The 26,630-nt window shown below is 62.5% G+C and carries 19 protein-coding genes and 6 tRNA genes; 21 read left to right on the forward strand and 4 right to left on the reverse strand.

Features of this window, described 5'->3' with window-relative positions:
• The first annotated feature begins 195 nt into the window (after positions 1–195).
• Positions 196–2,211 carry an excinuclease ABC subunit UvrB gene (uvrB, locus tag L6D80_RS22770; protein WP_176516209.1) on the forward strand — a complete coding sequence of 672 codons (2,016 nt, stop codon included), beginning with the start codon at positions 196–198 and terminating at the stop codon, positions 2,209–2,211.
• 36 nt (positions 2,212–2,247) lie between these two features.
• Here uvrB and L6D80_RS22775 read toward each other — a convergent pair whose 3' ends face one another.
• Positions 2,248–3,798, reverse strand: coding sequence for an MDR family MFS transporter (locus tag L6D80_RS22775; RefSeq protein WP_220462512.1), 1,551 nt, complete (start codon positions 3,796–3,798; stop codon positions 2,248–2,250).
• Positions 3,788–4,843, reverse strand: a complete 1,056-nt coding sequence (locus L6D80_RS22780; protein ID WP_054901149.1) for an HlyD family secretion protein — start codon at positions 4,841–4,843, stop codon at positions 3,788–3,790. The genes L6D80_RS22775 and L6D80_RS22780 overlap by 11 nt, the downstream gene beginning before the upstream one ends.
• 143 nt (positions 4,844–4,986) lie before the next feature.
• Between L6D80_RS22780 and gltX the strand changes: the two genes are divergently transcribed.
• The 12 genes from gltX to L6D80_RS22840 all read left to right on the forward strand — a co-directional run bounded on the left by gltX (position 4,987) and on the right by L6D80_RS22840 (position 11,151).
• The gene (gene gltX, locus L6D80_RS22785) at positions 4,987–6,468 is read left to right on the forward strand and encodes a glutamate--tRNA ligase (protein WP_176516207.1); all 1,482 of its coding nucleotides are present in this window, start codon (positions 4,987–4,989) and stop codon (positions 6,466–6,468) included.
• A 246-nt stretch (positions 6,469–6,714) separates the two neighbouring features.
• Positions 6,715–6,790: transfer RNA gene (locus L6D80_RS22790), tRNA-Ala, on the forward strand.
• A 72-nt stretch (positions 6,791–6,862) separates the two neighbouring features.
• A tRNA-Glu gene (locus L6D80_RS22795) sits at positions 6,863–6,938 on the forward strand.
• Positions 6,939–6,991: 53 nt separating this feature from the next.
• Positions 6,992–7,067: transfer RNA gene (locus L6D80_RS22800), tRNA-Ala, on the forward strand.
• Positions 7,068–7,109: 42 nt separating this feature from the next.
• Positions 7,110–7,185 (forward strand) — tRNA-Glu (locus tag L6D80_RS22805).
• Between the two features lie 64 nt (positions 7,186–7,249).
• Positions 7,250–7,325: transfer RNA gene (locus L6D80_RS22810), tRNA-Ala, on the forward strand.
• A 41-nt stretch (positions 7,326–7,366) separates the two neighbouring features.
• A tRNA-Glu gene (locus L6D80_RS22815) sits at positions 7,367–7,442 on the forward strand.
• Between the two features lie 173 nt (positions 7,443–7,615).
• Entirely contained in the window at positions 7,616–8,155 is a 540-nt protein-coding gene (locus tag L6D80_RS22820) for a TetR/AcrR family transcriptional regulator (RefSeq protein WP_054901147.1), read from the forward strand.
• 23 nt (positions 8,156–8,178) lie between these two features.
• Positions 8,179–9,012, forward strand: coding sequence for an alpha/beta fold hydrolase (locus tag L6D80_RS22825; protein WP_176516205.1), 834 nt, complete (start codon positions 8,179–8,181; stop codon positions 9,010–9,012).
• Between the two features lie 43 nt (positions 9,013–9,055).
• Positions 9,056–9,490: an acyl-CoA thioesterase gene (locus tag L6D80_RS22830; RefSeq protein ID WP_054901145.1), complete on the forward strand. Its 435-nt coding sequence runs from the start codon at positions 9,056–9,058 to the stop codon at positions 9,488–9,490.
• Between the two features lie 51 nt (positions 9,491–9,541).
• The gene (locus tag L6D80_RS22835; RefSeq protein WP_176516203.1) at positions 9,542–10,513 is read left to right on the forward strand and encodes a tRNA dihydrouridine synthase; all 972 of its coding nucleotides are present in this window, start codon (positions 9,542–9,544) and stop codon (positions 10,511–10,513) included.
• Between the two features lie 194 nt (positions 10,514–10,707).
• Positions 10,708–11,151 carry an Hsp20 family protein gene (locus tag L6D80_RS22840; protein ID WP_054901143.1) on the forward strand — a complete coding sequence of 148 codons (444 nt, stop codon included), beginning with the start codon at positions 10,708–10,710 and terminating at the stop codon, positions 11,149–11,151.
• Positions 11,152–11,207: 56 nt separating this feature from the next.
• Here L6D80_RS22840 and L6D80_RS22845 read toward each other — a convergent pair whose 3' ends face one another.
• Together L6D80_RS22845 and L6D80_RS22850 are read right to left on the reverse strand one after the other, a co-directional pair.
• Positions 11,208–14,504, reverse strand: coding sequence for a PAS domain S-box protein (locus L6D80_RS22845; protein ID WP_176516202.1), 3,297 nt, complete (start codon positions 14,502–14,504; stop codon positions 11,208–11,210).
• Between the two features lie 60 nt (positions 14,505–14,564).
• Positions 14,565–15,443 (reverse strand): LysR family transcriptional regulator, encoded by an 879-nt coding sequence (locus L6D80_RS22850; protein WP_176516200.1) that lies wholly within the window; start codon positions 15,441–15,443, stop codon positions 14,565–14,567.
• 130 nt (positions 15,444–15,573) lie between these two features.
• Between L6D80_RS22850 and leuC the strand changes: the two genes are divergently transcribed.
• The 8 genes from leuC to truA all read left to right on the forward strand — a co-directional run bounded on the left by leuC (position 15,574) and on the right by truA (position 26,590).
• Positions 15,574–17,007 (forward strand): 3-isopropylmalate dehydratase large subunit, encoded by a 1,434-nt coding sequence (gene leuC, locus L6D80_RS22855; protein ID WP_176516198.1) that lies wholly within the window; start codon positions 15,574–15,576, stop codon positions 17,005–17,007.
• Positions 17,004–17,648 (forward strand): 3-isopropylmalate dehydratase small subunit, encoded by a 645-nt coding sequence (gene leuD, locus L6D80_RS22860; RefSeq protein ID WP_054901139.1) that lies wholly within the window; start codon positions 17,004–17,006, stop codon positions 17,646–17,648. Before leuC ends, leuD begins: the two co-directional genes overlap by 4 nt.
• A 149-nt stretch (positions 17,649–17,797) precedes the next feature.
• On the forward strand, positions 17,798–18,562 hold the full coding sequence (locus L6D80_RS22865) for a class I SAM-dependent methyltransferase (RefSeq protein ID WP_176516196.1): 765 nt from the start codon (positions 17,798–17,800) through the stop codon (positions 18,560–18,562).
• 54 nt (positions 18,563–18,616) lie between these two features.
• Positions 18,617–19,699, forward strand: a complete 1,083-nt coding sequence (leuB, locus tag L6D80_RS22870; RefSeq protein WP_176516194.1) for a 3-isopropylmalate dehydrogenase — start codon at positions 18,617–18,619, stop codon at positions 19,697–19,699.
• 63 nt (positions 19,700–19,762) lie between these two features.
• A complete protein-coding gene (asd, locus tag L6D80_RS22875; RefSeq protein WP_054901136.1) occupies positions 19,763–20,875 on the forward strand; it encodes an aspartate-semialdehyde dehydrogenase in 1,113 nt (370 codons plus the stop codon).
• Positions 20,876–21,797: 922 nt separating this feature from the next.
• Complete coding sequence (locus L6D80_RS22880; protein WP_054902378.1) at positions 21,798–22,802, forward strand: aspartate-semialdehyde dehydrogenase; 1,005 nt, start codon at positions 21,798–21,800, stop codon at positions 22,800–22,802.
• A 72-nt stretch (positions 22,803–22,874) separates the two neighbouring features.
• Positions 22,875–25,598, forward strand: coding sequence for a FimV/HubP family polar landmark protein (locus L6D80_RS22885; protein WP_176516834.1), 2,724 nt, complete (start codon positions 22,875–22,877; stop codon positions 25,596–25,598).
• A 137-nt stretch (positions 25,599–25,735) separates the two neighbouring features.
• On the forward strand, positions 25,736–26,590 hold the full coding sequence (gene truA, locus L6D80_RS22890; protein ID WP_054902376.1) for a tRNA pseudouridine(38-40) synthase TruA: 855 nt from the start codon (positions 25,736–25,738) through the stop codon (positions 26,588–26,590).
• The last annotated feature ends 40 nt before the right edge of the window (positions 26,591–26,630 follow it).

Below are 26,630 nucleotides of genomic sequence, written 5' to 3' on the forward strand. Positions count from 1 at the left end.
TACCGACCGGTCACTGCGACACTCTGGCGCAGCTTTTCCAATCATTTGCGCAAATATTTTTCAACCATTGGTCGAATTGGCGGGTCCATCGCAAAGAGTGCTCGCACCTGGGGCTTGAATCTGGACCCCTGCGGGCCTATTTGCGTATAGACTACTGGCTAAATTTACAGTTACTGCGTTACCGCGAGGTCCGTCATGTCCGAGTTCCAGCTCGTCACCCGATTTCAGCCATCCGGCGACCAGCCCGAGGCTATTCGCCAGATGGTCGAGGGCATCGATGCGGGGCTGTCGCACCAGACCCTGCTCGGCGTGACCGGTTCGGGCAAGACCTTCAGCATCGCCAACGTCATCCAGCAGGTGCAGCGGCCGACCCTGGTGCTGGCGCCGAACAAGACCCTGGCTGCCCAGCTGTATGGCGAATTCAAGGCGTTCTTCCCGAACAACGCAGTGGAGTATTTCGTTTCCTACTACGACTACTACCAGCCCGAAGCCTATGTGCCATCGTCGGATACCTTCATCGAGAAGGATGCCTCGATCAACGACCACATCGAGCAGATGCGCCTGTCCGCCACCAAGGCACTGCTGGAGCGGCACGATGCAATCATTGTCACTACCGTATCGTGCATTTATGGCTTGGGTAGCCCCGAGACCTACCTGAAGATGGTCCTGCACGTCGACCGTGGCGACAAGCTGGACCAGCGTGCGCTGCTGCGCCGCCTGGCGGACCTGCAATACACCCGCAACGAGATGGACTTCGCCCGTGCCACCTTTCGCGTGCGGGGTGACGTGATCGATATCTTCCCGGCCGAATCGGACCTGGAAGCCATCCGCATCGAGCTGTTCGATGACGAGGTGGAGAACATCGCCGCCTTTGACCCGCTGACGGGCGAAGTCTTCCGCAAGCTGCCACGCTTTACCTTCTACCCCAAGAGCCACTACGTCACCCCGCGGGAAACCCTGCTGGGCGCGGTGGAAGGCATCAAGGAAGAGCTCAAGGACCGTCTGGAGTACCTGCACAAGGCGAACAAGCTGGTCGAGGCCCAGCGCCTGGAGCAGCGCACCCGCTTCGACCTGGAGATGATCCTCGAACTGGGCTACTGCAATGGTATCGAGAACTACTCGCGCTACCTGTCCGGGCGCCCGGCCGGTGCGCCACCGCCCACCCTCTACGATTACTTGCCGCCCGATGCGCTGCTGGTGATCGACGAGTCCCATGTCAGCGTTCCCCAGGTGGGCGCGATGTACAAAGGGGACCGTTCACGCAAGGAAACACTGGTCGAGTACGGCTTCCGCCTGCCTTCGGCACTGGATAACCGGCCGATGCGCTTCGATGAGTGGGAGGCGGTGAGCCCGCAGACCATCTTCGTCTCGGCCACACCAGGCCCCTACGAAGCCGAACATGCCGGCCGAGTGGTCGAGCAGGTGGTGCGCCCCACAGGCCTGGTCGACCCGCAGGTCGAGGTGCGCCCGGCGCTGACTCAGGTCGACGACCTGCTGTCGGAGATTCGCAAGCGCGTGGCCCAGGGCGATCGGGTGCTGGCCACCACGTTGACCAAACGCATGGCCGAGGACCTGACCGATTACCTGGCCGATCACGATGTGCGGGTGCGCTATCTGCACTCGGACATCGACACGGTGGAGCGGGTCGAGATCATTCGCGACCTGCGCCTTGGCACCTTTGACGTGCTGGTGGGCATCAACCTGCTGCGCGAGGGCCTGGACATGCCTGAGGTGTCGCTGGTGGCGATCCTCGATGCCGACAAGGAAGGGTTCCTGCGCTCCGAGCGTTCGCTGATCCAGACCATCGGTCGCGCTGCGCGTAACCTCAATGGGCGCGCCATCCTCTACGCCGACCAGGTCACCGGCTCCATGCAGCGGGCCATCGACGAAACCGAGCGCCGCCGCGAGAAGCAGATCGCCTTCAACACTGCCAACGGCATCGTGCCCAAGGGCGTGGTCAAGGACATCACCGATATCATGGAAGGCGCCACCGTGCCGGGTTCGCGCAGCAAGAAGCGCAAGGGCATGGCCAAGGCTGCGGAGGAGAGCGCCCGTTACGAAGCCGAACTGCGTACGCCGGGCGAAATCACCAAGCGCATCAAACAGTTGGAAGAGAAGATGATGCAGTTCGCCCGCGATCTGGAGTTTGAGGCGGCGGCGCAGTTGCGCGACGAGATCACTCAGCTTCGGGAGCGCCTGATTACCAGTTGACCGTGCCCGGCATGGCGCTCCGCTCAAGGAGCGCCGTCAGTGCGCCTCTGCGGCCTTCAACCCCTCCGGTAGCTTGCGGGTCAGTAGCACTGCCACCATGCTCACTGCCAACCCGATCCCCACGAAGTGGAAGGCATCGTTGTAGGCCATGATCAGCGCCTGCTGATGGGTAATCTCGCTCAACTTGCCCAGTGCCGCATTGTCATTGCCCAACCGCTCCGCCAGTTGCGCCAGGCGTTCGGCCACCTGTGGATTGCTCGGCACCACGGCCTCGCGCAAGTAATCGAAATACACCTTGGTTCGCGCATCCAGCAAGGTGGCGAGCAGGGCGATGCCAATAGCGCCGCCGAGGTTGCGCAAGATGTTGAACAGGCTCGATGCAGAACCGGCATCCTGCTGCTGGATATAGGCGGTGGCGATCAGTGAGATGGTCACCATGATCATCGGTTGCCCGAGCGCGCGAATGATCTGGATATGGTTGAACTGTGGCCCGGCGAAGTCGGGGTTCAGCACGCCGGACCCGAAGCTGGCGGCGCCGAACAGGCAAAAACCCAGCGCACACAACAGCTTGGGCGGCACCACCTTCATCAACTGCGGCACCAGCGGTATCAAGAACAGCTGTGGCACGCCCATCCACATGATCACCTCGCCAATCTGCAAGGCGTTGTAGCCCTGTATCTGTGCCAGGTACAGCGGCAGCAGGTAGATCGACCCATATAACCCAACCCCCATGCCTAGGCTGGCAATGCTGGACAGGCCGAAGTTGCGGTTGCCGAGAATGCGCAGGTTGATCAACGGGTGCGGTTTGGAAAACTGCAGGATGACAAAGGTGATCAGACTGATCAGGGCGACGCTGCCCAGCCCGACGATCAGGTTGGATTCCAGCCAGTCCTTGCGGTGGCCCTCTTCAAGGAACACCTGCAGGCAGCCCAGCCCCAGGCCCAGGGTCACGATGCCCGCATAGTCGGTACTTTTGAGCAGTTCCCAGTGTGCCTCCTTCTTCTCGAGTCCGTACATCAACCCGGCGATCATGACCAGCCCAGGCGGGATGTTGATGTAGAAGATGTATTCCCAGCCCCAATTTTCGGTCAGCCAGCCGCCCAGAGTGGGGCCGATGGAGGGGGCGAAGGTGGCGGTCATGGCGAACATCGCCATGCCTTTGGCACGGTGGTGTTCGGGCAGCTTGATCAGGGTCAGGGTGAACGCCAGGGGGATCAGCGCACCCCCTGTAAAGCCTTGCAGGGCGCGGAACAGGATCATGCTCTCCAGGTTCCAGGCCATGGAGCACAGCAGGGAGGACAGCAGAAAACCGGCGGAAACCCACACTGCAAGGCGCCGCGCCGACAGCAACTGCACCAGCCAGGCGGTCAGCGGTATCATGATGATCTCCGCCACCAGGTAGGAGGTGGAGATCCACGAGCCTTCCTCCAGGGTCGCCGATAGCGCCCCCTGGATGTCCTTGAGCGAGGAGTTGGTGATCTGGATGTCCAGCACCGCCATGAAGGCGCCGAGCATCACGCTCATCACCGCGATCCAGTCGCGCCGGCTGGGCTCTGCGGCAGGCCGGAGCAACTGATCACCGGCCATTGTGGTCTTTGTCTGCAGTGCGCAGGTCGACGGTGGCGGTTACCGACATGCCGGGGCGGATACGCCCGTGTAGCGGGTTGTCGGCGGCGAAGGTCAGCTTCACCGGGATACGCTGGACCACCTTGGTGAAGTTGCCCGTGGCATTGTCCGGCGGCAGCAGGCTGAACTGCGCGCCGGAGGCGGCGAACAGGCTGTCGACACGGCCCTCGATCGGCGTGTCGGGGTAGCTGTCGAACAGCAACTCGGCGCGCTGGCCGGGCTGCATGCGGCCAATCTGGGTTTCCTTGAAGTTGGCCTGCACCCAGATAGCTTCGTCGGGCACGATCGACAGCAGATAAGCGCCGGCTTGCACCACCTGGCCGTTGCGCGCGTTGCGCTGGCCGATGGTACCGCTGATCGGGGCGCGGATCTCGCAACGGGTCAGGTTCAGTTCGGCCTGGGCCAGGTCGGCACGGGCGTTGGCTATCTGCGCGTCAAGGCGCTTGAGCTCTGCGGACAGCGCATTGACTTGCTGGCGCTGGCTTTGCAGGTCGGCACGGGCTTTGTCGACCTGGGAGCCGGCGACATGGTTTTCCGCCGACAGGGTGGTCACTCGCTCTTCGGAAACGAAGCCCGGTATGCGCAGCTTCTCGGCCCGGTTGAGGTCCAGGCGCGACCGGTCGAAGGTGGCCTGGTTGGCGGCAACCTGGGCCTGGCCTGCAGCGATCAGGCTGCCTTGCTGGGTCAGGCGGCTTTGTGCCTGCACGTATTCCGCTTCGCGGGTGGCCAGGGCTGCGCGTGCGCGTTCCAGGGCCAGGTCGAAGTCTGCCGCTTCCAGGCGCACCAGCAGCTCACCTTTTTCTACATGCTGGTTGTCCTCCACGCGCACCTCGTCGATGCGGGCGCCAAGCTGGCTGGAGATGCGCGTTATCTCACCCTGCACGTAGGCGTTGTCGGTGCTCTCGTAGAAACGGCCCTTGAAATACCAGTGGGCCAGGAAGGCGAGGGCGATGATGGCCACCAGGGTGAAGAAGATCAGCAGGCGGCGTTTGAGTTGAGCGGGCATGGGGACTATCGTTCCAGAAATGTAAGCAAATTTAACAGCGATAGGCAGGCTCACCACAAGTGACGTTCGCGCCATTGCTGGAGCCAGGTGCCTGCTCCCTGCTAACATCCCGCCTTTGTTTCATCTTTCGTTCGAGACTCTCCATGACCACCGTTCGCACGCGTATCGCGCCATCGCCCACGGGCGACCCCCATGTCGGCACCGCCTACATCGCCCTGTTCAACTACTGCTTTGCCAAGCAGCACGGCGGTGAGTTCATCCTGCGCATCGAAGACACTGACCAGTTGCGCTCGACCCGCGAGTCGGAACAGCAGATCTTCGACGCCCTGCGCTGGCTTGGCATCGAATGGAATGAAGGGCCGGATGTCGGCGGCCCGCACGGCCCGTACCGGCAGAGCGAGCGTGGCGAGATTTACGCCAAGTACGCCAAGCAACTGGTCGATGCCGGCCATGCGTTTTATTGCTTCTGCACAGCCGAAGAACTCGAGCAGATGCGTGCCGAGCAGATGGCCCGCGGCGAAACCCCGCGCTACGACGGCCGCGCCCTGCTGCTGAGCGCCGAAGAGGTGCAGCGCCGCCTGGCCGCAGGTGAGCCCCATGTGATCCGCATGAAGGTGCCGAGCGAAGGTATCTGCGTGGTCCCGGACATGCTCCGTGGCGATGTCGAGATCCCATGGGACCGCATGGACATGCAGGTGCTGATGAAGAACGACGGCCTGCCGACCTACTTCCTGGCCAACGTGGTCGACGACCACCTGATGGGCATCACCCACGTGCTGCGTGGCGAAGAGTGGCTGCCGTCGGCGCCGAAGCTGATCAAGCTGTATGAGTACTTCGGCTGGGAACAACCCAAGCTGTGCTACATGCCGCTGCTGCGTAACCCGGACAAGAGCAAGCTGTCCAAGCGCAAGAACCCAACCTCGGTAACGTTCTACGAGCGCATGGGTTTCATGCCTGAGGCAATGCTCAACTACCTGGGCCGCATGGGCTGGTCGATGCCGGATGAGCGCGAGAAGTTCTCCCTGGCCGAAATGGTCGAGCACTTCGACCTGTCGCGCATCTCCCTGGGTGGCCCCATCTTCGACATCGAGAAACTGTCGTGGCTCAACGGCCAGTGGCTGCGTGAGTTGCCGGTGGAAGAATTCGCCGCGCGTGTTCAGCAATGGGCGTTCAACAGCGACTACATGATGAAGATTGCCCCGCACGTGCAGGGCCGGGTCGAAACCTTCAGCCAGATTGCCCCGCTGGGCGGCTTCTTCTTCGAAGGTGCGCTCAGGCTCGACGCCACGTTGTTCGAAAGCAAGAAGCTGTCTGCAGACCAGGTGCGTCAGGTGATGCAATTGATCCTGTGGAAGCTCGAAAGCCTGCGCCAGTGGGAAAAAGACCGCATTACCGGGTGCATTCAGGCGGTGGTCGAAGCGCTGGCGCTGAAACTGCGTGACGCCATGCCGCTGATGTTCGCTGCCATCACTGGCCAGGCCAGCTCGGTGTCGGTGCTCGATGCGATGGAGATCCTTGGCCCGGACCTGACCCGCTACCGTCTGCGTCAGGCCCTGGACCTGCTGGGTGGCGTGTCGAAGAAAGAAAACAAAGAGTGGGAAAAGCTGCTGGCGACCATCGCCTGAGGCGGCCGTAACCCTAACCTGCAAGGGCGGGCATGCCCGCCCTTGCAGGTTCAATTGCTCAGCAATCGTTGCAATGTTTCGGGGCAGGGCGGTAAGTGATTGTTATCTGTGAAAAAACTTTTGAATTTTTTCAAGAATTTGTTTGACAGCACTGCAATCCGATCTTAATATGCGCCCCGTCCACAGCGATGAGCGAAACGAAGCGCAAGGCACCCAGCCAGCGACTTCAGCTCAAAGCGACATTGTGGGGCTATAGCTCAGCTGGGAGAGCGCCTGCATGGCATGCAGGAGGTCAGCGGTTCGATCCCGCTTAGCTCCACCAAATTCCGCTTGGTAGCCAAGGCTGCCAGGCAAGACCGGTTCCAGCAAACGGGTCTTGAAGGTAAGAAGGTTCGTCCCCTTCGTCTAGTGGCCTAGGACACCGCCCTTTCACGGCGGTAACAGGGGTTCGAGTCCCCTAGGGGACGCCAGTTTTGCACAAGCGATGTTTTAGGATGTCGCTGGGCCGAGAGGCTAGAAATCCGGGGCTATAGCTCAGCTGGGAGAGCGCCTGCATGGCATGCAGGAGGTCAGCGGTTCGATCCCGCTTAGCTCCACCAATTTAGCCAGGGTTCGCGTTGGCGGATCTTAGCGAAGGTTTCGTCCCCTTCGTCTAGTGGCCTAGGACACCGCCCTTTCACGGCGGTAACAGGGGTTCGAGTCCCCTAGGGGACGCCACTTTACCCGCGTTTTGCGGGGCTTTAAGAGGCTCATTCGCACATTGGATGAGCCTTTTGTTTTCGGGGCTATAGCTCAGCTGGGAGAGCGCCTGCATGGCATGCAGGAGGTCAGCGGTTCGATCCCGCTTAGCTCCACCAATTTAGCCAGGGTCTGCGCAGCAGATCTTCGCGAAGGTTACGTCCCCTTCGTCTAGTGGCCTAGGACACCGCCCTTTCACGGCGGTAACAGGGGTTCGAGTCCCCTAGGGGACGCCACGTTTACCCGCGTTTTGCGGGACTTTAAAGGCTCATTCGCTTATTGAATGGGCCTTTTGTTTTTTTACCCTTCCCAAAACCAGCGCGCGGCGATAGAGGCGGCAGATTCTGCTTGCGGAAAAATATGATGAGTATAATATTTCGATCATCATATTTCCCCGGTGAACTGCACCATGAGCGACAAGAAGACCAAAACCCGCGAGCGCATTCTCGAGGCTGCCTGCAGTGCGCTGATCCAGCATGGCCCGGCGGAGCCGAGCGTCAGCCAGGTCATGGGCGCTGCGGGGCTTACTGTAGGGGGCTTCTATGCCCACTTCGACAGCAAGGACGAGCTCATGCTCGAGGCCTTTCGCCAATTGCTTGGCGAGCGCCGGGCCTTGCTCGCCCACGTTGACCCCACCCTGGATGGTGCAGGGCGGCGAGCGCTGGTAAGCGCTTTCTACCTTTCGCGCAAGCACCGTGATGCCGAAGTGCATGCTTGCCCGTTGCCCAATTCGATCGGCGAGATGCAGCGCCTGCCGGACATCTTTCGTGAAGTGCTGGCCGAACATATCGAGCTGATGACTGCGGCGATGGTCGATCGCCCCGAAGACGCCGACAAGGCTTTGGCTGACTTGGCCCTGATGGTCGGTGGTCTGGCGCTGGCCCGTGCCTTGGGCACCGGCGAGTTGTCCGACCGTATCCTGCGCGCCGCCAAGTCGGCGGTTATCTGAAGCCTCTGACCTGGAGCACGGTGATGACTACCTTGAGCTGGATTCGTGGTGTGAATGGCTCCCTCGGCCGCCTCGCCCCCGAACATATCGCCGGCAAGATGCGCCGCGCCTTCATGACCCCGCGCAACCTGCCACCTCGGCAATGGGAGCTGCCCTTGCTGGCCAGCGCCGAGCGCATCACGCTGCGCTTTGGGTTGTCTGCCTTGCGCTGGGGCAAAGGGCCAACGGTGTTGTTGATGCACGGCTGGGAAGGGCGCCCGACCCAGTTCGCCGCGCTGATTGACACCCTGGTGCAAGCGGGGCACACCGTGGTCTCGCTGGAAGGCCCGGCCCATGGTTGCTCACCGGGGCAGCAGGCGCATGTGGTGCTGTTCGCCCGAGCGCTGCTGGAAGCTGCTGCCGAGTTGCCGCCGCTACGTGCCGTGATCGGTCATTCAATGGGCGGTGCCAGTGTCTTGCTGGCCCTGCAGATGGGCCTGCGGGCCGAGGCTGCGGTGAGTATCGCCGCACCTGCGCAACTGCTCGGCGTGCTGCGCCGCTTCGCCCGGCACTTGGGCCTGCCCGCGCGGGCCAGGGCCGCCTTCATTCGCCAGGTCGAACGGGATGTCGGGATGCAGATAGCCCGGCTGGATGTCAGTGGCTACCAGTTGGAGTTGCCGGGCTTGGTGGTGCATGCGGCCGATGACACGCTGGTACCCGCCACTGAAGCCGAGGCCATTCACAAGGCCTGGTTCGACAGCCGCCTGCTGCGCCTGGAGGAGGGGGGACATCAACGGGTGCTGGCTGATCCACGCCTGGGCGAGGCGGTGCTTGATTTGCTCAGCCGTGCCAGCGCACCTGCGCGGCAAAGCGCCTGAACATCCGATACACTCTGCCCGTTTACTGACAAGGGGAGCGGGCATGAGCTGGGACCTGGCAACGCCATTCATCATTGACCTGCGCGTCGGCAGCGAGGATATCGACGGCCTCGGCCACGCCAACAACGCCGTCTATGTCACCTGGTTGGAGCGTTGCGCGTGGCGCCACTCCCAGCGGCTGGGCCTGGACTTGGCCGAATACCGGCGCCTTGACCGGGCCATGGCGGTGGTGCGCCACGAAATCGACTACCTCGCTGCGGCCTACGAAGACGACGAGCTGCAACTGGCCACCTGGATCATCGACTGGGACCAGCGCTTGCGCATGACTCGTCGGTTTCAGCTCAAGCGCCCGCGTGATGGCGTGACCTTGCTACGCGCGCAGACCACCTTCGCCTGTATCGAACTGTCCAGCGGCAAACCCAGGCGCATGCCGGCAGCGTTCATCGAAGGTTACGGCCCGGCGCTGATCGGCGCCTGAAACGCTGGCATTTTTTGCTAGACTGCCGCCTTTTCCCGCCGAGAGCCTTACATGCAAATTGCCCTGGCCCCCATGGAGGGGCTGGTCGACAACATCCTGCGCGATGTCCTGACCCGCGTGGGGGGGATTGATTGGTGTGTCACCGAGTTCATTCGGGTGTGTGACCGCCTGCTGCCCCCCTCATCGTTCGACAAGCTCGCCCCTGAGCTGCGCCAGGGTGCCCGCACCGCTGCCGGTGTGCCAATGCGTGTGCAGTTGCTGGGTTCTGATCCAGTCTGCCTGGCTGAGAACGCCGCGTTGGCCTGTGAGCTGGGCGCGCCGGTGATCGACCTGAATTTCGGCTGCCCGGCCAAGACCGTTAACAAGTCACGGGGCGGCGCGGTGCTGCTCAAGGAGCCGGAACTGCTGCATGCCATCGTGCAGGAGGTGCGCCGTGCTGTGCCAGCGCACATTCCGGTCACTTCAAAAATGCGCCTGGGTTTTGACAGCCCAGATGGTGCGCTGGCGTGTGCCACAGCGTTGGCGGAAGGTGGCTCGGCCCACCTGGTGGTGCATGCGCGAACCAAAGTCGAAGGCTACAAGCCCCCGGCGCACTGGGAGTGGGTGGCGCGGGTGCAGGATGTGGTCAAGGTGCCGGTATTTGCCAATGGCGAGATCTGGACGGTTGATGACTGGCGGCGTTGCCGTGAGGTCAGTGGCGCCGAAGACATCATGCTAGGGCGGGGGCTGGTGTCGCGACCGGACCTTGCCTTGCAGATTGCAGCCGCACGTGACGGGCGTGACTATCAGCCGATGAGTTGGGAGGCGTTGTTGCCATTGCTGCGTGAGTTCTGGCGTCAGGCACAGGCCAAGCTGTCGCCGCGCTATGCACCCGGTCGGATGAAGCAGTGGTTGGCGATGCTGACGCGCAGTTATCCGGAGGCGGTGGTGCTGTTTGCCGAGTTGCGGCGCGAGGACGATTGTCAGCGTATCAGCCGTTTGCTTGGGGTTGAGGTACCGGCCGTCGAGGCATGCGTCGCCTGATCCAGCCCAGTCGCCGGCAAGCCGGCCCCCTTAATCATGCTCAGGCTCAACTTCTAAAAACCATCCAAAAAAAATCACATTTTTTTTGCACTTGCCCCCTTGAAAGCCGTCTCCTGACCCCTATTTATTCAGTACGCGATGCCGAAGACGGGTCGCGTAATGACTCACTTGCTGAATTTCAGGAGTTTATGACCATGACTAGCGCTTTCTCTCTTGCACCCCTGTTCCGCCATTCCGTTGGCTTCGACCGTTTCAATGACCTGTTCGAGTCCGCGGCGCGTAACGAGGCGGGTAGCAGCTACCCACCCTACAACGTCGAAAAACATGGCGATGACCACTATCGAATCGTGGTTGCCGCAGCCGGTTTCCAGGAGCAGGACCTCGACTTGCAAGTCGAAAAAGGTGTTCTGACCGTAACCGGTGGCAAGCGCGAGAACGGCACCGCTGAAGTGACCTACCTGCACCAGGGCATCGCCCAGCGTGCCTTCAAGCTGTCGTTCCGCCTGGCTGACCATATCGAGGTCAAATCCGCCGGCCTGGCCAACGGCCTGCTCAGCATCGATCTGCTGCGCATCGTGCCTGAAGACGCCAAGGCCAAGCGTATCCCGATCAATGGCGAGCAGCCTGCGCTGAACTAAGTTCGGCGAATGAACGAAAGGGCACCTTCGGGTGCCCTTTCTTCGTTGCAGCAGCGTCAGTAATCGGCGGGCGCTTCCATCAGCATCTGCCGAAACGCCTGCAAGGGCAGCGGCCTGCTGTGCAGGTAGCCCTGATACAGGTGGCAACCCAGCCGCTCGAGAAACGCCAGTTGCTCGGTCAACTCCACACCCTCGGCAATCACCGCCAGGTCCAGGCTGCGTGCCATGGCCACGATGGCGCGGACGATCTCGGCGTCGTTGGGGTCGTCGGGTGCGTCGCGGACGAACGTCTGGTCGATCTTCAGTGCATCCACCGGCAAGCGTTTGAGGTAGGTCAGTGACGAATACCCGGTGCCGAAATCATCCATCGCGAAGCTCACGCCGTAACGTTTGAGTTCGCGCATCTTGCTGATGGTGTCTTCAAGGTTCTGGATCACAATGCCCTCAGTGATCTCCAGCTTGAGGATCTGCCGTGGCAAGCGGTAATCGTCCAGGCTGCGCAGCACCCGTTCGACGAAGTCGTTCTGACGGAACTGGCGCGGGCTGATGTTCACGCACAGGCTGAAATCATCAGCGTCGATCAACCCATCCTCAAGCATGCGCGCGCAGGCATCGCAGGCTTCATCAAGAATCCAGCTACCCACCTCAAGAATCAGGCCGCTTTCTTCAAGGACCTGAATGAACTGCGACGGCGCCTGCTGGCCCAATTGCGGGTGGTGCCAGCGCAGCAGCACCTCGGCACCGACGATGCGGTTGTCGCGGGCATCCACCTGCGGTTGAAAATGCAACGCCAGCTCGCCTCGGGCCAGCGCCAGGCGCAGGTCGCTTTCCATGCGTAGGCGTTCGCTGGCGGCTTTTTGCATGGTGGTATGGAACAGCTGAGTGGTATTGCGCCCTGAATCCTTGGCCCGATAGAGGGCGATATCGGCCCGCTTGAGCAGGTCGGCCGGGGTGGCGCCGTGGTCGGGGATCAGCGCCACGCCAATGCTGGGGGTGACCTGCAGGCGCTGGCCGTCCAACGACATGGGCTCGGCCAGCAACTCGCGTAGGGTGTCGGCCAGCTCACGAACCTTGTTTTCTACCGCTTCACGACTGCCTTCCAGGCCGCTGATCAGCACCACGAACTCGTCGCCGCCCAGCCTCGCCACGGTGTCCTCCAGGCGTACGCTGGCTTCCAGCCGTGCGGTGATGATCTTCAGTACGGTGTCGCCCACCGGGTGCCCCAGTGAGTCATTGATGTGCTTGAAGTGGTCAAGGTCGAGGAACAGCAGGGCGCCGCGCAGGTTGTGCCGTCGCAGCAGCGCGATCTGCTGGCTGAGGCGGTCCATCAGCAGGGCACGGTTGGGCAGGTTGGTCAGCGGGTCGTGGTAGGCGAGGTGACGTATCTGCGCCTGGGCGTTCTTCAACTGGCTGACATCGCGGGCGGTGAGCAGCAGGCAATCGACCTCGTTGAGGCTGATCGGCTCCACCGACACTTCCACGGTAAGGATGTCTCCACGCTTGTTGCGCCCTAGCATCTCCCGGTGGTGTACTCGGCCACGCTCCTTGAGCTCGTTGAGCAGGGCGCTGCGCTGTTTGTCGTCGGCCCAGATACCCAGCTCGAAGACACTGCGGCCCACCACCTCGCTGGCGCTGTAGCCGGTCAACCGGCAGAAGCCGTCGTTGACCTCCAGATAGCGGCCGCTGCGGCGCTCGGTGATGGTGATGGCATCAGGGCTGGAGTGGAAGGCCTTGGCGAACTTCTCTTCGCTGGATTTGAGTGCTGCCTCGGCGCGTTGTTGCTGGGTGATGTCGCGCAGCGTGGTGACACTGCAGGGCTGGTCGTCGACGCTGATCAGGCGGCTGGAGATCACGCACGTCAAGGGCGAGCCGTTGCGGTGGTTGACCACCACCGCGACATTGCTCAGCGCCTGTTCGCGGATGACGCGTTCTATGCGCTTGGCGCGCTCGATCGATTCGGCCCACAGGCCGATTTCCTCGGCGCTGCGGCCAATCACCTGCTCTGCGCTCCAGCCGAACGTCTGGGTGAAGGCCGGGTTGATCTCGATGAACTGGCCAGTGTCCTGACGGGTCACACAGATCGGATCGGGACTGACCTGGAACAGGCTGGCGAATTTTTCCTCCGAGGCGCTCAGGCGCTGTTCGCGCTCCACCTGCTCGGTAATGTCAAGCAACGTGCCGGCCATGCGCAGGGGGTTGCCCCGTTCGTCACGGTACAGGCGCGCGCGGCTTTCGATGTAGCGCGAAGCACCGTTTTCCAGTTGCACTCGGTAGGTGATCTGGTAGTTGCCTGCCGGGCCTTCGCGCAGGCTGCGATAGGCCTGGCGCATCGCATCGCGCTCTTGTTCGGGGACTCCCTCGAAGAACGCATCGAACGATTCATGAAACGGTATCGGGTCCAGCCCGTGCAATTGCGCCGCACGGGCTGAGCCGTAGAGCATGCCGCTGGGGATGTGCCAGTCCCAGGTGCCTAACTGCGCCGAATCCAAGGCCAGGTCAAGGCGCTCCTGGCTGTCCTTGAGCGCCTGCTCGGCGCGCTTGCGCTCGGAAGTGTCGACGAAAGTGCTGAGCAGAAAGGTCACGCCTTCGAGCTCGATGCCTTGGGTACACAAGATGCCGTCGTGGACGTTGCCGCTGCTGGCCCGGAACTGCACCTCCATGATCACCGGGCCACCGCTGGCGCGGGTCGAGTCCAGTACCAGGTGGCGCTGCTCGGGGTTCACCCATAGGCCAAGCTCCAGGCTGGTCTTGCCAATCACCTGGTCCCCGGGCCAGCCGAACATGTCTTCGAAATGTTGGTTGACCTCGAAGATCATGCCGTCGTGGCGACGGGTGAGCAGGATGGCGTTGGGGCTCAGGTGAAACAGGGTCGCAAAGCGCTTTTCCGAATTGATCAGCGCCGTCTCTCGTTCGCGTTGGCGGGTAATTTCGCGGATTACCCCGATCATCTGCGGCCGACCAAGGCGGTCGTGGGTCAGGCTGCCGTTGATTTCCAGCCAGTGCAGACTGCCGTCTTGCCAGCGGATGCGATGGCGCATGGCCTTCTCTGCAGGCTCGCCATTGACCACAGCCTGAAACAACTGGCGGGTACGGGCGCGATCTTCTTCTGGCAGCAGGTCGAGGTAGTCAATGTCGTTGGGCAGAGGCCGGTGCGGATCGAAGCCGAACAGTGCCTGGGTGCCGCGGGACCAACTGACCCGTCCGCTTTCGATATCCCATAGCCATGCACCCAGGCGGGCGCCATTGAGCGCGGCCAGCAGTTGCGGGGCGTTCTGCCAGGCTTGCTCCGACTCCTGAGGGTCAGCAGCGGGAATGCGCGGCAGGCGCGGAAAGCGTTTTGCTGATTTGGGCATTGGTACCAGACCTTTGGCGGTTGACGCGTCCTTGAGTGGAAGTGCCGGGCTGACGACCGGTCAGGCGGACCCTGCGTGGCTGTCGAGCAGGGCCATGAAGGCCCTCGCCGCGTTCGATAGCGTTCGCTCCGTATGCAGTATGTAGCCTAGCTGGCGCGACAGGTGTATGCCGGGCAAAGCGATCGGTGCGACCTGATGGTCGAGCATCGTGCGGGGCAGTACGCTCCAGGCCAGGCCGATGGAAACCATCATTTTGATGGTTTCCAGGTAGTTGGTGCTCATGGCGATATTGGGGGCCAGGCCCTGGCTTTCGAACAGCCGTTGGACGATATGGTGGGTGAAAGTGTTGCCGCCCGGAAATACCGCTGGATGGCGTGCCACGTCGGCGAGGCTGACCTGGGCATTGTTGGCCAGTGGGTGTTCAGGGGCAGCGACGAAATCCAGGGCATCGACCCATACCGGCACCGCCTTGACCAGGTGATGGGGCTCGGGCGCGAGGGTGATGACCGCAATTTCGGCGCGCCCGTGGAGAATCTCGTCGTAGGCTGCTTCTGAATCCATGAACTGAATATCCAATGCAACAGCTGGATACTGACGGGTGAAGGCCCGCAACAGCGGGGGCAGGCGGTGCAGCCCGATGTGGTGGCTGGTGGCGAGGGTCAGGCGACCGCTGACCTCTCCGGTCAGATTCGTCAGCGCACGTCGGGTATCATCGAGTACGTTGAGAATCTGGTAGGCACGTGGCAATAGGGCCCGGCCAGCTTCGGTCAGGGTTACCTCGCGGCCCAGGCGGTCGAACAGGCGCACATCAAGCTGCTGCTCAAGGCCCGCGATGCGTTTGCTGATTGCCGGCTGGGTCAGGTGCAGGCGCTCGCCTGCCCTGGAGAAGCTCCCGGCTTCGGCGATGGCGATAAAAGCACTGAGATTGGCCAGGTCCATTTCTCGGATTCCTGATGGTTATGCAAAGCATGAAAATTATGAATTTGAGTTATTCAATCTATCGCCATAGCATCGTCCGTACAAGCCAAGGGGTCTTTGGCATAGAAAGACGCTGATGAGGAACAGTCTGATGGCTGGCAAAACGCTCTACGACAAACTCTGGGAAGCCCATGAGGTCAAGCGCCGTGATGACGGCTCGTCCTTGATCTACATCGACCGCCATATCATCCACGAAGTGACCTCGCCACAGGCCTTCGAAGGCCTGCGCCTGGCCAACCGCAAGCCATGGCGCATCGATACCAACATCGCCACGCCCGACCACAACGTGCCGACCACGCCAGAGCGTAAAGGCGGTATCGAAGCCATCGCCGACCAGGTGTCGCGCCTGCAGGTGCAGACCCTCGATGAGAACTGTGACGAATATGGCATCGTCGAATTCAAGATGAACGACGAGCGCCAGGGCATCGTCCACGTCATCAGCCCGGAGCAGGGCGCCACCTTGCCAGGCATGACCGTGGTCTGCGGCGATTCGCACACTTCCACCCACGGCGCCTTCGGTGCCTTGGCCCACGGCATTGGCACCTCCGAGGTCGAGCACGTGCTCGCCACCCAGTGCCTGGTTGCCAAGAAGATGAAGAACATGCTGGTGCGCGTCGAGGGCCAATTGCCCGCAGGCGTCACTGCCAAGGACATCGTGCTTGCCGTGATCGGCAAGATCGGCACCGCAGGTGGCAATGGCCACGCCATGGAGTTCGCCGGCAACGCCATCCGTGAGTTGTCGATGGAAGGCCGCATGACCATCTGCAACATGTCCATTGAAGCGGGCGCCCGGGTAGGCCTGGTGGCGGTCGACGATACCACCATCGCTTACGTCGAAGGCCGCCCCTATGCGCCCAAGGGCGAGCAGTGGACGCAGGCGGCGCAGGCCTGGAAAGGCTTGGTCTCGGATGCCGACGCCGTGTTCGACACCGTGGTCGAGTTGGACGCCGCACAGATCAAACCACAGGTCAGTTGGGGCACTTCGCCCGAGATGGTTCTGGCCGTCGACCAGCGCGTGCCGGACCCGGCCGCCGAGCCCGATCTGATCAAGCGTGGCTCGATCGAGCGTGCCCTCAAGTACATGGGGCTCGCTGCCAACCAGGCGATCACTGACATCAAGCTCGACCGCGTCTTCATTGGTTCGTGCACCAACTCGCGCATCGAAGACCTGCGCGCCGCCGCCGAGATTGCCAAGGGCCGCAAGGTCGCTGCCAACGTCAAGCAGGCGCTGGTGGTGCCAGGCTCCGGGCTGGTCAAGGCCCAGGCCGAGCGTGAAGGCCTGGACAAGATCTTCCTCGAAGCTGGCTTCGAATGGCGCGAGCCTGGCTGCTCGATGTGCCTGGCGATGAACCCGGACCGCCTGGAAAGCGGCGAGCATTGCGCGTCCACGTCCAACCGCAACTTCGAAGGCCGTCAGGGTGCCGGTGGTCGTACCCACCTGGTCAGCCCGGCCATGGCCGCCGCCGCCGCGGTGACCGGCCACTTCATCGATGTCCGCGAGTTGATCCAAGGGAGCGCAGCATGAAAGCCTTTACCCAGCACACCGGTCTTGTCGCCCCGTTGGACCGTGCCAACGTCGACACCGACCAGATCATCCCCAAGCAGTTTCTCAAGTCGATCAAACGGACCGGCTTCGGCCCCAACCTGTTCGATGAATGGCGCTATCTGGATGTGGGCCAGCCTTACCAGGACAACAGCAAGCGCCCGTTGAACAAGGAGTTCGTGCTCAACCACGAACGCTATCAGGGGGCCAGCGTATTGCTGGCGCGGGAGAACTTCGGTTGCGGCTCGAGCCGTGAGCACGCCCCGTGGGCGCTGGACGAATACGGCTTCCGCAGCGTGATCGCCCCGAGCTTCGCTGACATCTTCTTCAACAACAGCTTCAAGAACGGCCTGCTGCCGATCATCTTGAGCGATGAGGAAGTCGACGAACTGTTCAAGCAGGTCGAAGCCAACCCAGGCTACCAGCTGACCATCGACCTGCAGGCGCAGGCGGTGACCCGCCCGGATGGCAAGGTGCTGCACTTCGAGATCGATGCGTTCCGCAAGCATTGCCTGCTCAATGGCCTCGATGATATCGGCCTGACCCTGCAGGACAGCGATGCGATCAAGGCCTTCGAAGGCAAGCACCGTGCCGGCCAGCCTTGGCTGTTCCGTGATGCCTGATTGATGCAGTTGGGTTGGCTGGCCTCATCGCTGGCAAGCCGGCTCCTGCAGGGGCTGCACAGGTCTTTTGAATCTGTGGAGTCCCTGTGAGGGCCGGTTTGCCGGCGATATCGGCAGTACAGGCAACCTGAAACCAGAAGGAACATCCCATGACCAGCACCTCCCACACCGATGTTGTCCAGCGCCAGTTCGGCGAACAGGCCAGCGCCTACCTCAGCAGCGCCGTGCATGCCCAAGGCAGTGAATTTGCGCTGCTGCAGGCCGAGCTGGCAGGGCAGGGCGCAGCCCGCGTACTGGACCTGGGCTGTGGTGCCGGTCACGTCAGCTTCCATGTCGCGCCCTTGGTCGCCGAAGTGGTTGCCTACGACCTGTCGCAGTCGATGCTCGACGTGGTCGCCAGTGCCGCCGCCGAACGCGGGCTGGGCAACGTCAAGACCGCCCATGGCGCCGCCGAACGCTTGCCGTTCGCCGATGCTTCGTTCGACTTCGTCTTCAGCCGCTATTCGGCGCACCATTGGAGCGATGTGGGCCTTGCGTTGCGTGAAGTACGTCGGGTGCTCAAGCCCGGCGGGGTAGCGGCGTTCATCGACGTCATGTCGCCAGGCAGCCCACTGCTCGACACCTACCTGCAGTCGGTGGAAGTGCTGCGCGACACCAGCCATGTGCGCGATTATTCTGCTGCCCAGTGGCAACGCCTGGTCAGCGAAGCGGGCCTGCATGTGCGCAGCCACTCGCGCCAGCGCCTGCGCCTGGAATGGGCGTCGTGGGTAGAACGCATGCGCACCCCCGAGCCGTTGCGTGTGGCCATCCGCCAACTGCAGCAGGCCATGGGCGAGGAAGTGCGGCAGTATTACCAGATTGAAGCCGATGGCTCGTTCAGCACTGATGTCATCGTGCTGTGGGCCGAGCGCTGAGTTTTTTACGGTGCGGCCGAGCCGGTCGCGCCGCTTGAATGGATAGAGGAAAGCATGAGCAAGCAGATTCTGATTCTCCCAGGTGATGGCATCGGCCCGGAAATCATGGCCGAGGCGGTCAAGGTGCTGGAGCTGGCCAATGACAAGTTCCAGCTCGGTTTCAGCCTTGAGCACGACGTGATCGGCGGCGCGGCCATCGACAAGCACGGTGTGCCCCTGGCCGACGAGACCCTGGAGCGTGCGCGCAAGGCCGATGCCGTGCTGCTGGGCGCCGTGGGCGGCCCTAAATGGGACAAGATCGAGCGTGACATCCGCCCTGAGCGTGGTTTGCTGAAAATCCGCTCGCAACTGGGTCTGTTCGCCAACCTGCGCCCGGCCATTCTTTACCCACAGCTGGCCGATGCCTCTTCGCTCAAACCGGAAATCGTCTCAGGCCTGGACATCCTCATCGTACGTGAGCTGACTGGCGGCATCTATTTCGGTGCACCGCGTGGCCAGCGTGAACTCGAAGGCGGCGAGCGCCAGGCTTACGACACCCTGCCTTACAGCGAAAGCGAAGTGCGCCGTATCGCCCGTGTCGGCTTTGACATGGCGCGGGTGCGGGGCAAGAAGCTGTGCTCGGTCGACAAGGCCAACGTCCTGGCTTCCAGCCAGCTGTGGCGTGAGGTGGTCGAGGACGTGGCCAAGGACTATCCGGATGTCGAGCTGAGCCATATGTACGTCGACAATGCCGCCATGCAGCTGGTGCGTGCGCCCAAGCAGTTCGACGTGGTCGTGACCGACAACATGTTCGGTGACATTCTGTCGGATGAAGCTTCCATGCTGACCGGTTCCATCGGCATGCTGCCTTCGGCGTCGCTGGATGCCGACAACAAGGGCATGTACGAACCTTGCCATGGCTCGGCGCCAGACATCGCAGGCCAGGGCATCGCCAACCCGCTGGCGACCATTCTGTCGGTCTCGATGATGCTGCGTTACAGCTTCAACCAGCAGGCTGCTGCTGAGGCCATCGAGCGGGCAGTCAGCCTGGTGCTGGACCAGGGCCTGCGCACCGGCGACATCTGGTCGGCCGGTTGCAGCAAGGTCGGTACACAGGAAATGGGCGACGCAGTAGTCGCAGCGCTGCGGAATCTGTAATCTCTCTGGCCCGCCACCGTTTTTGGTCGGTGGCGGCCCACTTTTAGCAAAGGTGTAGTTGCGATGAAACGTGTAGGTCTGATCGGTTGGCGCGGTATGGTCGGTTCCGTGCTCATGCAGCGGATGCTGGAGGAGCAGGACTTCGACCTTATCGAGCCGGTGTTCTTCACCACCTCCAATGTCGGTGGCCAGGGCCCGAACGTGGGCAAGGATATTGCTCCGCTCAAGGACGCTTATTCGATTGAAGAACTCAAGACCCTCGACGTGATCTTGACCTGCCAGGGTGGCGACTACACCAACGAGGTCTTCCCCAAGCTGCGCGAAGCCGGTTGGCAGGGGTACTGGATCGACGCCGCCTCGTCCCTGCGCATGCAGGACGATGCGGTGATCGTGCTCGACCCGGTCAACCGCAAGGTAATCGACCAGCAACTCGATGCCGGTACCAAGAACTACATCGGTGGCAACTGCACTGTCAGCCTGATGCTGATGGGCCTGGGCGGCCTGTTCGAGGCGGGCCTGGTCGAGTGGATGAGCGCCATGACCTACCAGGCGGCTTCCGGTGCCGGCGCGCAGAACATGCGCGAGCTGATCAAGCAGATGGGGGCTACCCACGCTGCCGTAGCGGATGACCTGGCCAACCCGGCCAGCGCTATCCTCGACATCGACCGCAAGGTGGCTGAGGCCATGCGCAGCGAGGCCTACCCGACCGAGAACTTCGGCGTGCCGCTGGCGGGTAGCCTGATCCCGTGGATTGACAAGGAACTGCCGAACGGTCAGAGCCGTGAAGAGTGGAAGGCTCAGGCCGAAACCAACAAGATCCTCGGCCGCTTCAAGAGCCCAATCCCGGTCGATGGCATCTGCGTGCGTATCGGCGCTATGCGCTGCCACAGCCAGGCGCTGACCATCAAGCTGAACAAGGATGTGCCGCTGGCCGATATCGAAGGCATGATCAGCCAGCACAACCCATGGGTGAAGCTGGTGCCGAACCAGCGCGAAATCAGCATGCAGGAGCTGAGCCCGACCCACGTCACCGGCACCCTGAACATTCCAGTGGGGCGCCTGCGCAAGCTGAACATGGGTTCCCAGTACCTGGGTGCGTTCACCGTTGGCGACCAGCTGTTGTGGGGCGCTGCGGAGCCGCTGCGCCGTATGCTGCGTATTCTGTTGGAGCGTTGATCGCTCTGCAGTAGCTAAAAACCCGCGCTGGCAACAGCGCGGGTTTTTTTATGCATTTGCTTCCGCGTTCGCTCTTGCTCTGCTCTGCTCTGCTCTGCTCTTGCTCTTGCTTCTAAGCGCGCGAGGGTCCAGGCGACGCTGAGTGCGACTTCAGGAGGCCGAGCGCAGGTCTTGCGGAGGGAGGTGACGGGCATGGATGCCCGTCAAGCGCTGGGCCCCAGGAGGGGGCCTGCAGCGCGGTCCTCCCGGGAGCAAGGCCGGAGCGAGGGGACCCCGGAGCGTAGCGTAGGGGCCGGATGATGGGAGCCGGGGTTTTTGCCTACTTTTTGCCCAGTCAAAAAGTAGGTCGCCGTAAAGGCGAAAAGGTGAAGTGGCGCCACCATGGCAAATGAATTTCAGCCAGGTTTTCAAAGCCAAAAGGCAAAAAGCCAAACAAATCGTGAGGGTAGTTCCCCAGCGAGAATATCCATTTGCGATGGCGACGCGGAATCACCTTTCCGCCCTTACGGCGGGTCCCTTTTTGTCGTGGCAAAAAGGAACCAAAAACCGTTGGCTCCCATCATCCGGCCCCTACGCTGCGCTTCGGGGTTCCCTCACTCCGGCCTTGCTCCCGGGAGGACCGCGCTGCAGGCCCCCTCCTGGGGCCCAGCGCTTGACGGGCATCCATGCCCGTCACCTCCCTCCGCAAGGCCTGCGTTCGGCCTCCTGAAGTCGCATCCTGTGTTGCCTGAGCTACCGCGCGCTTAGAAGCAAGAGCAAGAGCAAGAGCAAGAGCAAGAGCAAGAGCAAGAGCAAGAGCAAGAGCAAGAGCAAGAGCAAGAGCAAGAGCAAGAGCAAGATCATCCGCTTTGGGGGGCACAGACAAAACTCTACAATCCAAGTAAAGTGCCGCCCCCGCCGTTTCAGCAAAAGGATCCCTGACATGACCCAACCCCTGGATATCGCCGTCGTCGGCGCCACCGGTAGCGTCGGTGAAACCCTCGTACAGATCCTCGAAGAGCTGGACTTCCCGGTCGCGACACTGCACCTGCTGGCCAGCATGGAGTCGGCGGGCAGCAGCGTCATGTTTGCCGGCAAGAAGATCAAGGTGCGCGAAGTGGACAGCTTCGACTTCACCCAAGTCAAGCTCGCCTTCTTCGCCGCCAGCCCCGCCGTCAGCCGCAGCTTCGCCAGCAAGGCCCAGCAGGCAGGTTGCACGGTCATCGACCTCTCCGGCGGCCTTGACGATGCCCTCGCCGTAGTGCCCGAAGCCAACGCCCACAGCATTGCCAACCTCACATTGCCCGCGCGCATCGCCAGCCCCAGCTGCGCAGCCGTCGCCCTGGCTGTCGCCCTGGCGCCCCTCAAGGGCCAGCTCGACATCGAACGGGTGCAAGTCATGGCCGCATTGGCGGTATCCGCCCAAGGCCGAGAGGCGGTGAACGAACTGGCCCGCCAAACCGCCGAACTGCTCAATGCCCGTCCGCTCGAGCCGCAGTTCTTCGACCGCCAGATGGCATTTAACCTGTTGGCCCAGGTCGGGGCTGCCGACGAACAGGGCCATACGCTGCTGGAACACCGCCTAGTCAACGAATTGCGGGTGCTGTTGGGCCTGCCAGAACTCAAGATTTCCGTGACCTGCGTTCAAGTCCCGGTGTTTTTCGGCGATAGCTTCAGTGTGGCCCTGCAAAGCCGTAGGCCGGTCGACCTGGGCGCAGTCAATGACGCGCTCGAGGGCGCAGACAGCGTTGAGTTGGTGGAACGCGACGATTATCCGACCCCGGTCGGTGACGCAGTAGGGCAAGACGTGGTCTATGTTGGTCGTGTACGCCATGGTGTCGACGAAAACCAGCAGCTCAACCTCTGGCTGACCACCGACAACCTGCGCAAAGGCGCCGCGCTCAACGCTGTGCAGGTGGCGCAATTGTTGATTAAACACATGGCGTAAAAGATACTGGCGAGCACTTTTGTCCCACGCCATGTGCGGGTTTTCGGGACGATTCATACAAGGGAAGAGGTCATGCTTCGAATTCGCAAACTGGTTCTGGCCATGGCGGCAGCGTCGGCGCTGTCGTCTGGCATGGCGAATGCCCTGGGGTTGGGTGAGCTGACGCTCAAGTCAGCGCAGAACCAGCCGCTGGACGCCGAGATCGAATTGCTCGATGTGCGCGACCTCACCGCTGCCGAAGTAGCGCCGAGCCTGGCGCCGCCGGAAGAGTTCAGCAAAGCCGGGGTGGCGTATCCGACTTATCTCGAAGACCTGACCTTCACGCCGGTGATCAACCCCAACGGCAGGAGCGTGCTGCGGGTCACCTCCAGCCAGCCGCTGCCAGGTACGGTGGTCAAGTTCCTGGTTCAGGTGATGTGGCCCCAGGGCCGCCTGCTGCGTGACTACAGTGTGCTGCTCGACCAGGCCAAGGCCCAGGGCCAGCAGCCAGCCGCAGCGAATGTCGCCCCGGCGGTGAGCAGTGCCGGCAGCTATACCACCAAGCGCCGCGATACCTTGTGGCAGATTGCGGCGCGCAACACCCAGGGCGGTGGCTCGGTGCAGCAGACCATGATCGCCATCCAGGCGCTGAACCCGGATGCCTTCATCGGTAACAACATCAACCAGCTGAAAGTAGGCCAGGTGTTGCGCCTGCCCGATCAGCAGCAGATCCAGAGCATTCCCCAGGGCGAAGCCAACCGCGAAGTGGCCGAGCAGTATGCGGCATGGCGTGAAGGCCGCCGCCTGGGTCCGCGTGCCCGCCAGCTCGATGCCACCCGCCGCGGTGCTGCCGACGCTGCGCCCGAGCGTATCGCCCAGGGCGATAACCTGCGCCTGGTCAGCCCGGGCAACCAGGCGGGTGCCGGCACAGCCAAGGCAATCAACGACAAGCTGGCCGTCGCCCAGGAGAGCCTGGACACCAGCCGTCGTGACAACGAAGAACTCAAAAGCCGGATGAGCGACCTGCAGAGCCAGTTGGACAAACTGCAGCGCCTCATCCAGCTCAAGAATGACCAGCTGGCCCGCCTGGAGGCGCAGGGTGCCGAAGGCGCAACCCCGCCCGCAGCGTTGCCGGGTGAGCCGGCGCAGCCCGCTGCAGATGCCCAGGCCGCTCCAGCCGAGCCTGTCGTGCAGCCAGCGCCTGCGGCCGTCGATACCGCACCAGAGGCAGCACCTGCCAATGAGCCTGCACCTGCCGCCGAGCAGCCAGGTGCCCTTGACCAGGTGTTGGGTAACCCGCTTTTGCTTGGCCTGATCGCAGGTTCTGCATTCCTCGTGCTGCTGCTTTTGCTGTTGCTGCTGGCGCGCAAGCGCAAGGCCCAGCAGGAAGCCGAAAAGCACCTGCGCATGGCGCGGGCGCTGGCTGAGGAGAGCGCGCCTGGCCCAGACCTTGACCTGCCGCCAAGCAGCTTCGACGAGCTGGAGGTTGCATCACCTACCGTTACCCTGTCGCCGGCCGTGGTGGCCGCTTCCGCTGCAGCGGCCGTGGCCGCGGAAAAACCCACCACTCCCACACCCGCGGCGCCGGTTGCAGAGCCTGCACCTGTGCAAGACCCGAACGCCGAACTGCTGGCCGAGGTGGAGCAAAGCCTGGCGCGCGGTCGCCTGAACCATGCTGCCGATCTGCTGGAGACTGCAGTGGCGGCGCAGCCTGAGCATGATGGCCTGCGCCTGAAACTGATGGAAGTCTATGCCCGCCAAGGCGACCACAGCGCCTTCGTCGAGCAGGAACGCAAGCTGCCAGGCAATGATGACAATATCGCCCAGGTCAACGGGCTCAAGGAACGCTACCCCGCCATGCTCGGCCTTGCGGCTGCAGGCCTGGGTGCTGCAGCGTTGGCCGCCGAGCTGGATCAACAGTACGTACACGACCTGCTGCAGGACGCACCCCAGGACCCTGCTGCGGTGGAGTCAGAGGCCGATCCAGCCGTGCAAGCGGTTGTGGAGCCCGAGCCAGAAGCAGCGTCTGACCCTGAGCCTGAGGTGGCGCCTGAGCCGGTCATCGAGCCTGCCGCCGACGAAGCTGGCGAAGCGTCAGTTCTCGATGACAACGATTTCGACAGTGCCTTCGACCTGAGCCTGGGTGATGACCTGCCGTTGGACGACACACTCGAGCCGCCAGTGTTGGATGAAGCCGCGTTGGCCGAGCTGCAGGAAGACGCTGAGCCCGTTGCACCGGCGGCCGAGTCGCCAACCGATGCCGATGACGATTTCGAAACGTTGCTGGCCCAGGCCCATGCCGAACCGCAGAACGTTGACGACCTGGCCGACTTCGATCTGGATATCGCCGAGCCCACCGCAGCGGATGCTGTGGACGAACCTCCTGTGGACGTTGCCGCCGAGCTGGCAGCCTTCGACGCCATCCCGGAGTTCGACCCGATCTCGGAACTTGAGCTGCCTGAAGACTTCGATCTGTCATTGTCGCTGGATGACGAATCGCCGGCCGCCAAAAGCTTTGCCTCAGAGCTGAACGACGTCAACGCCGAACTCGACAAACTGTCGCAAAGCCTTGAGTCGCCGTCGCTGGAGCCGCACTTCACCGCTGCGGACGCCGCTCAGGAGCCGGAGCCGCTGGACGATCTGGACTTCGACTTCTTCTCCGGCAGCGACGAAGTGGCGACCAAGCTCGACCTGGCGCGTGCCTATATCGACATGGGTGACCACCAGGGCGCCCGCGACATCCTCGACGAAGTGGTCAAGGATGGTGACGATACTCAGCGTCAGGAAGCCGAGGACATGCTGTCCCGGCTGATCTGAGGTTGTCTGTGCCGGCCTTCATGTAGGCAACCTGCGAAGGGGCCGGCCAAGCAAGTGCGAACCCAACGGCAGCCCAACAAGGCTGCCGTTGTCGTTATAATCTCCGCCATTCCGTATACCCCACAGGTTTCACGCTCTTGGACATCATCGACACCGCCGCCACCGAAGCCGCCGCCGAAGGCTACACCCGTATCGCCCTGGGCGTGGAATACAAAGGCTCGCGCTACCGCGGCTGGCAGCGCCAGGCCAGCGGTGTGCCGAGTGTCCAGCAGGCGCTGGAGCAAGCGTTGTCGAAGGTGGCCAACGAGCCGATCAGCGTGGTCTGTGCCGGGCGCACCGATGCCGGCGTGCATGGCTGCGGCCAGATCGTGCACTTCGACACCCAGGCGGTGCGTGACGAGCGCGCCTGGACGCTGGGCAGTAACTTCAACCTGCCCCACGACATCAGCGTGGTGTGGTCGCGGCCAATGCCAGCGGACTTCCATGCCCGCTTCAAGGCCACCGCTCGGCGTTACCGCTATGTCATCTACAACGACCCGATCCGCCCGGCACACCTGGCCGAGGAGGTCACCTGGAACCACCGCCCGCTGGATGTCGAGCGCATGGCCGAGGCAGCGCAGTTCCTGCTCGGCACCCACGACTTCAGCGCCTTCCGTGCCAGCCAGTGCCAGGCCAAGTCGCCGATCAAGCATATCCACCATCTGCGCGTGACCCGCCATGGCCGGATGATCGTGCTGGATGTACGTGCCACGGCCTTCCTGCATCACATGGTGCGCAACATTGCCGGGGTGCTGATGACCATCGGTGCGGGCGAGCGCCCCGTGGCCTGGGCCCGCGAAGTACTGGAAAGCCGCAACCGCCGCGAGGGGGGCGTGACCGCCCATCCCTATGGCCTGTACTTGGTGCAGGTGGAATACCCGGAGGCATTCCAGCTGCCGCAGCGTTACATTGGCCCACACTTTCTCAGCGGCTATGAGGCACTGGCAGACTGACGGGCGAAAAGTCATTTGCTACCATCGGGCCTTTCACCCG

Source organism: Pseudomonas ceruminis, from assembly GCF_021602025.1.
Taxonomy (GTDB): Bacteria; Pseudomonadota; Gammaproteobacteria; order Pseudomonadales; family Pseudomonadaceae; genus Aquipseudomonas; species Aquipseudomonas ceruminis.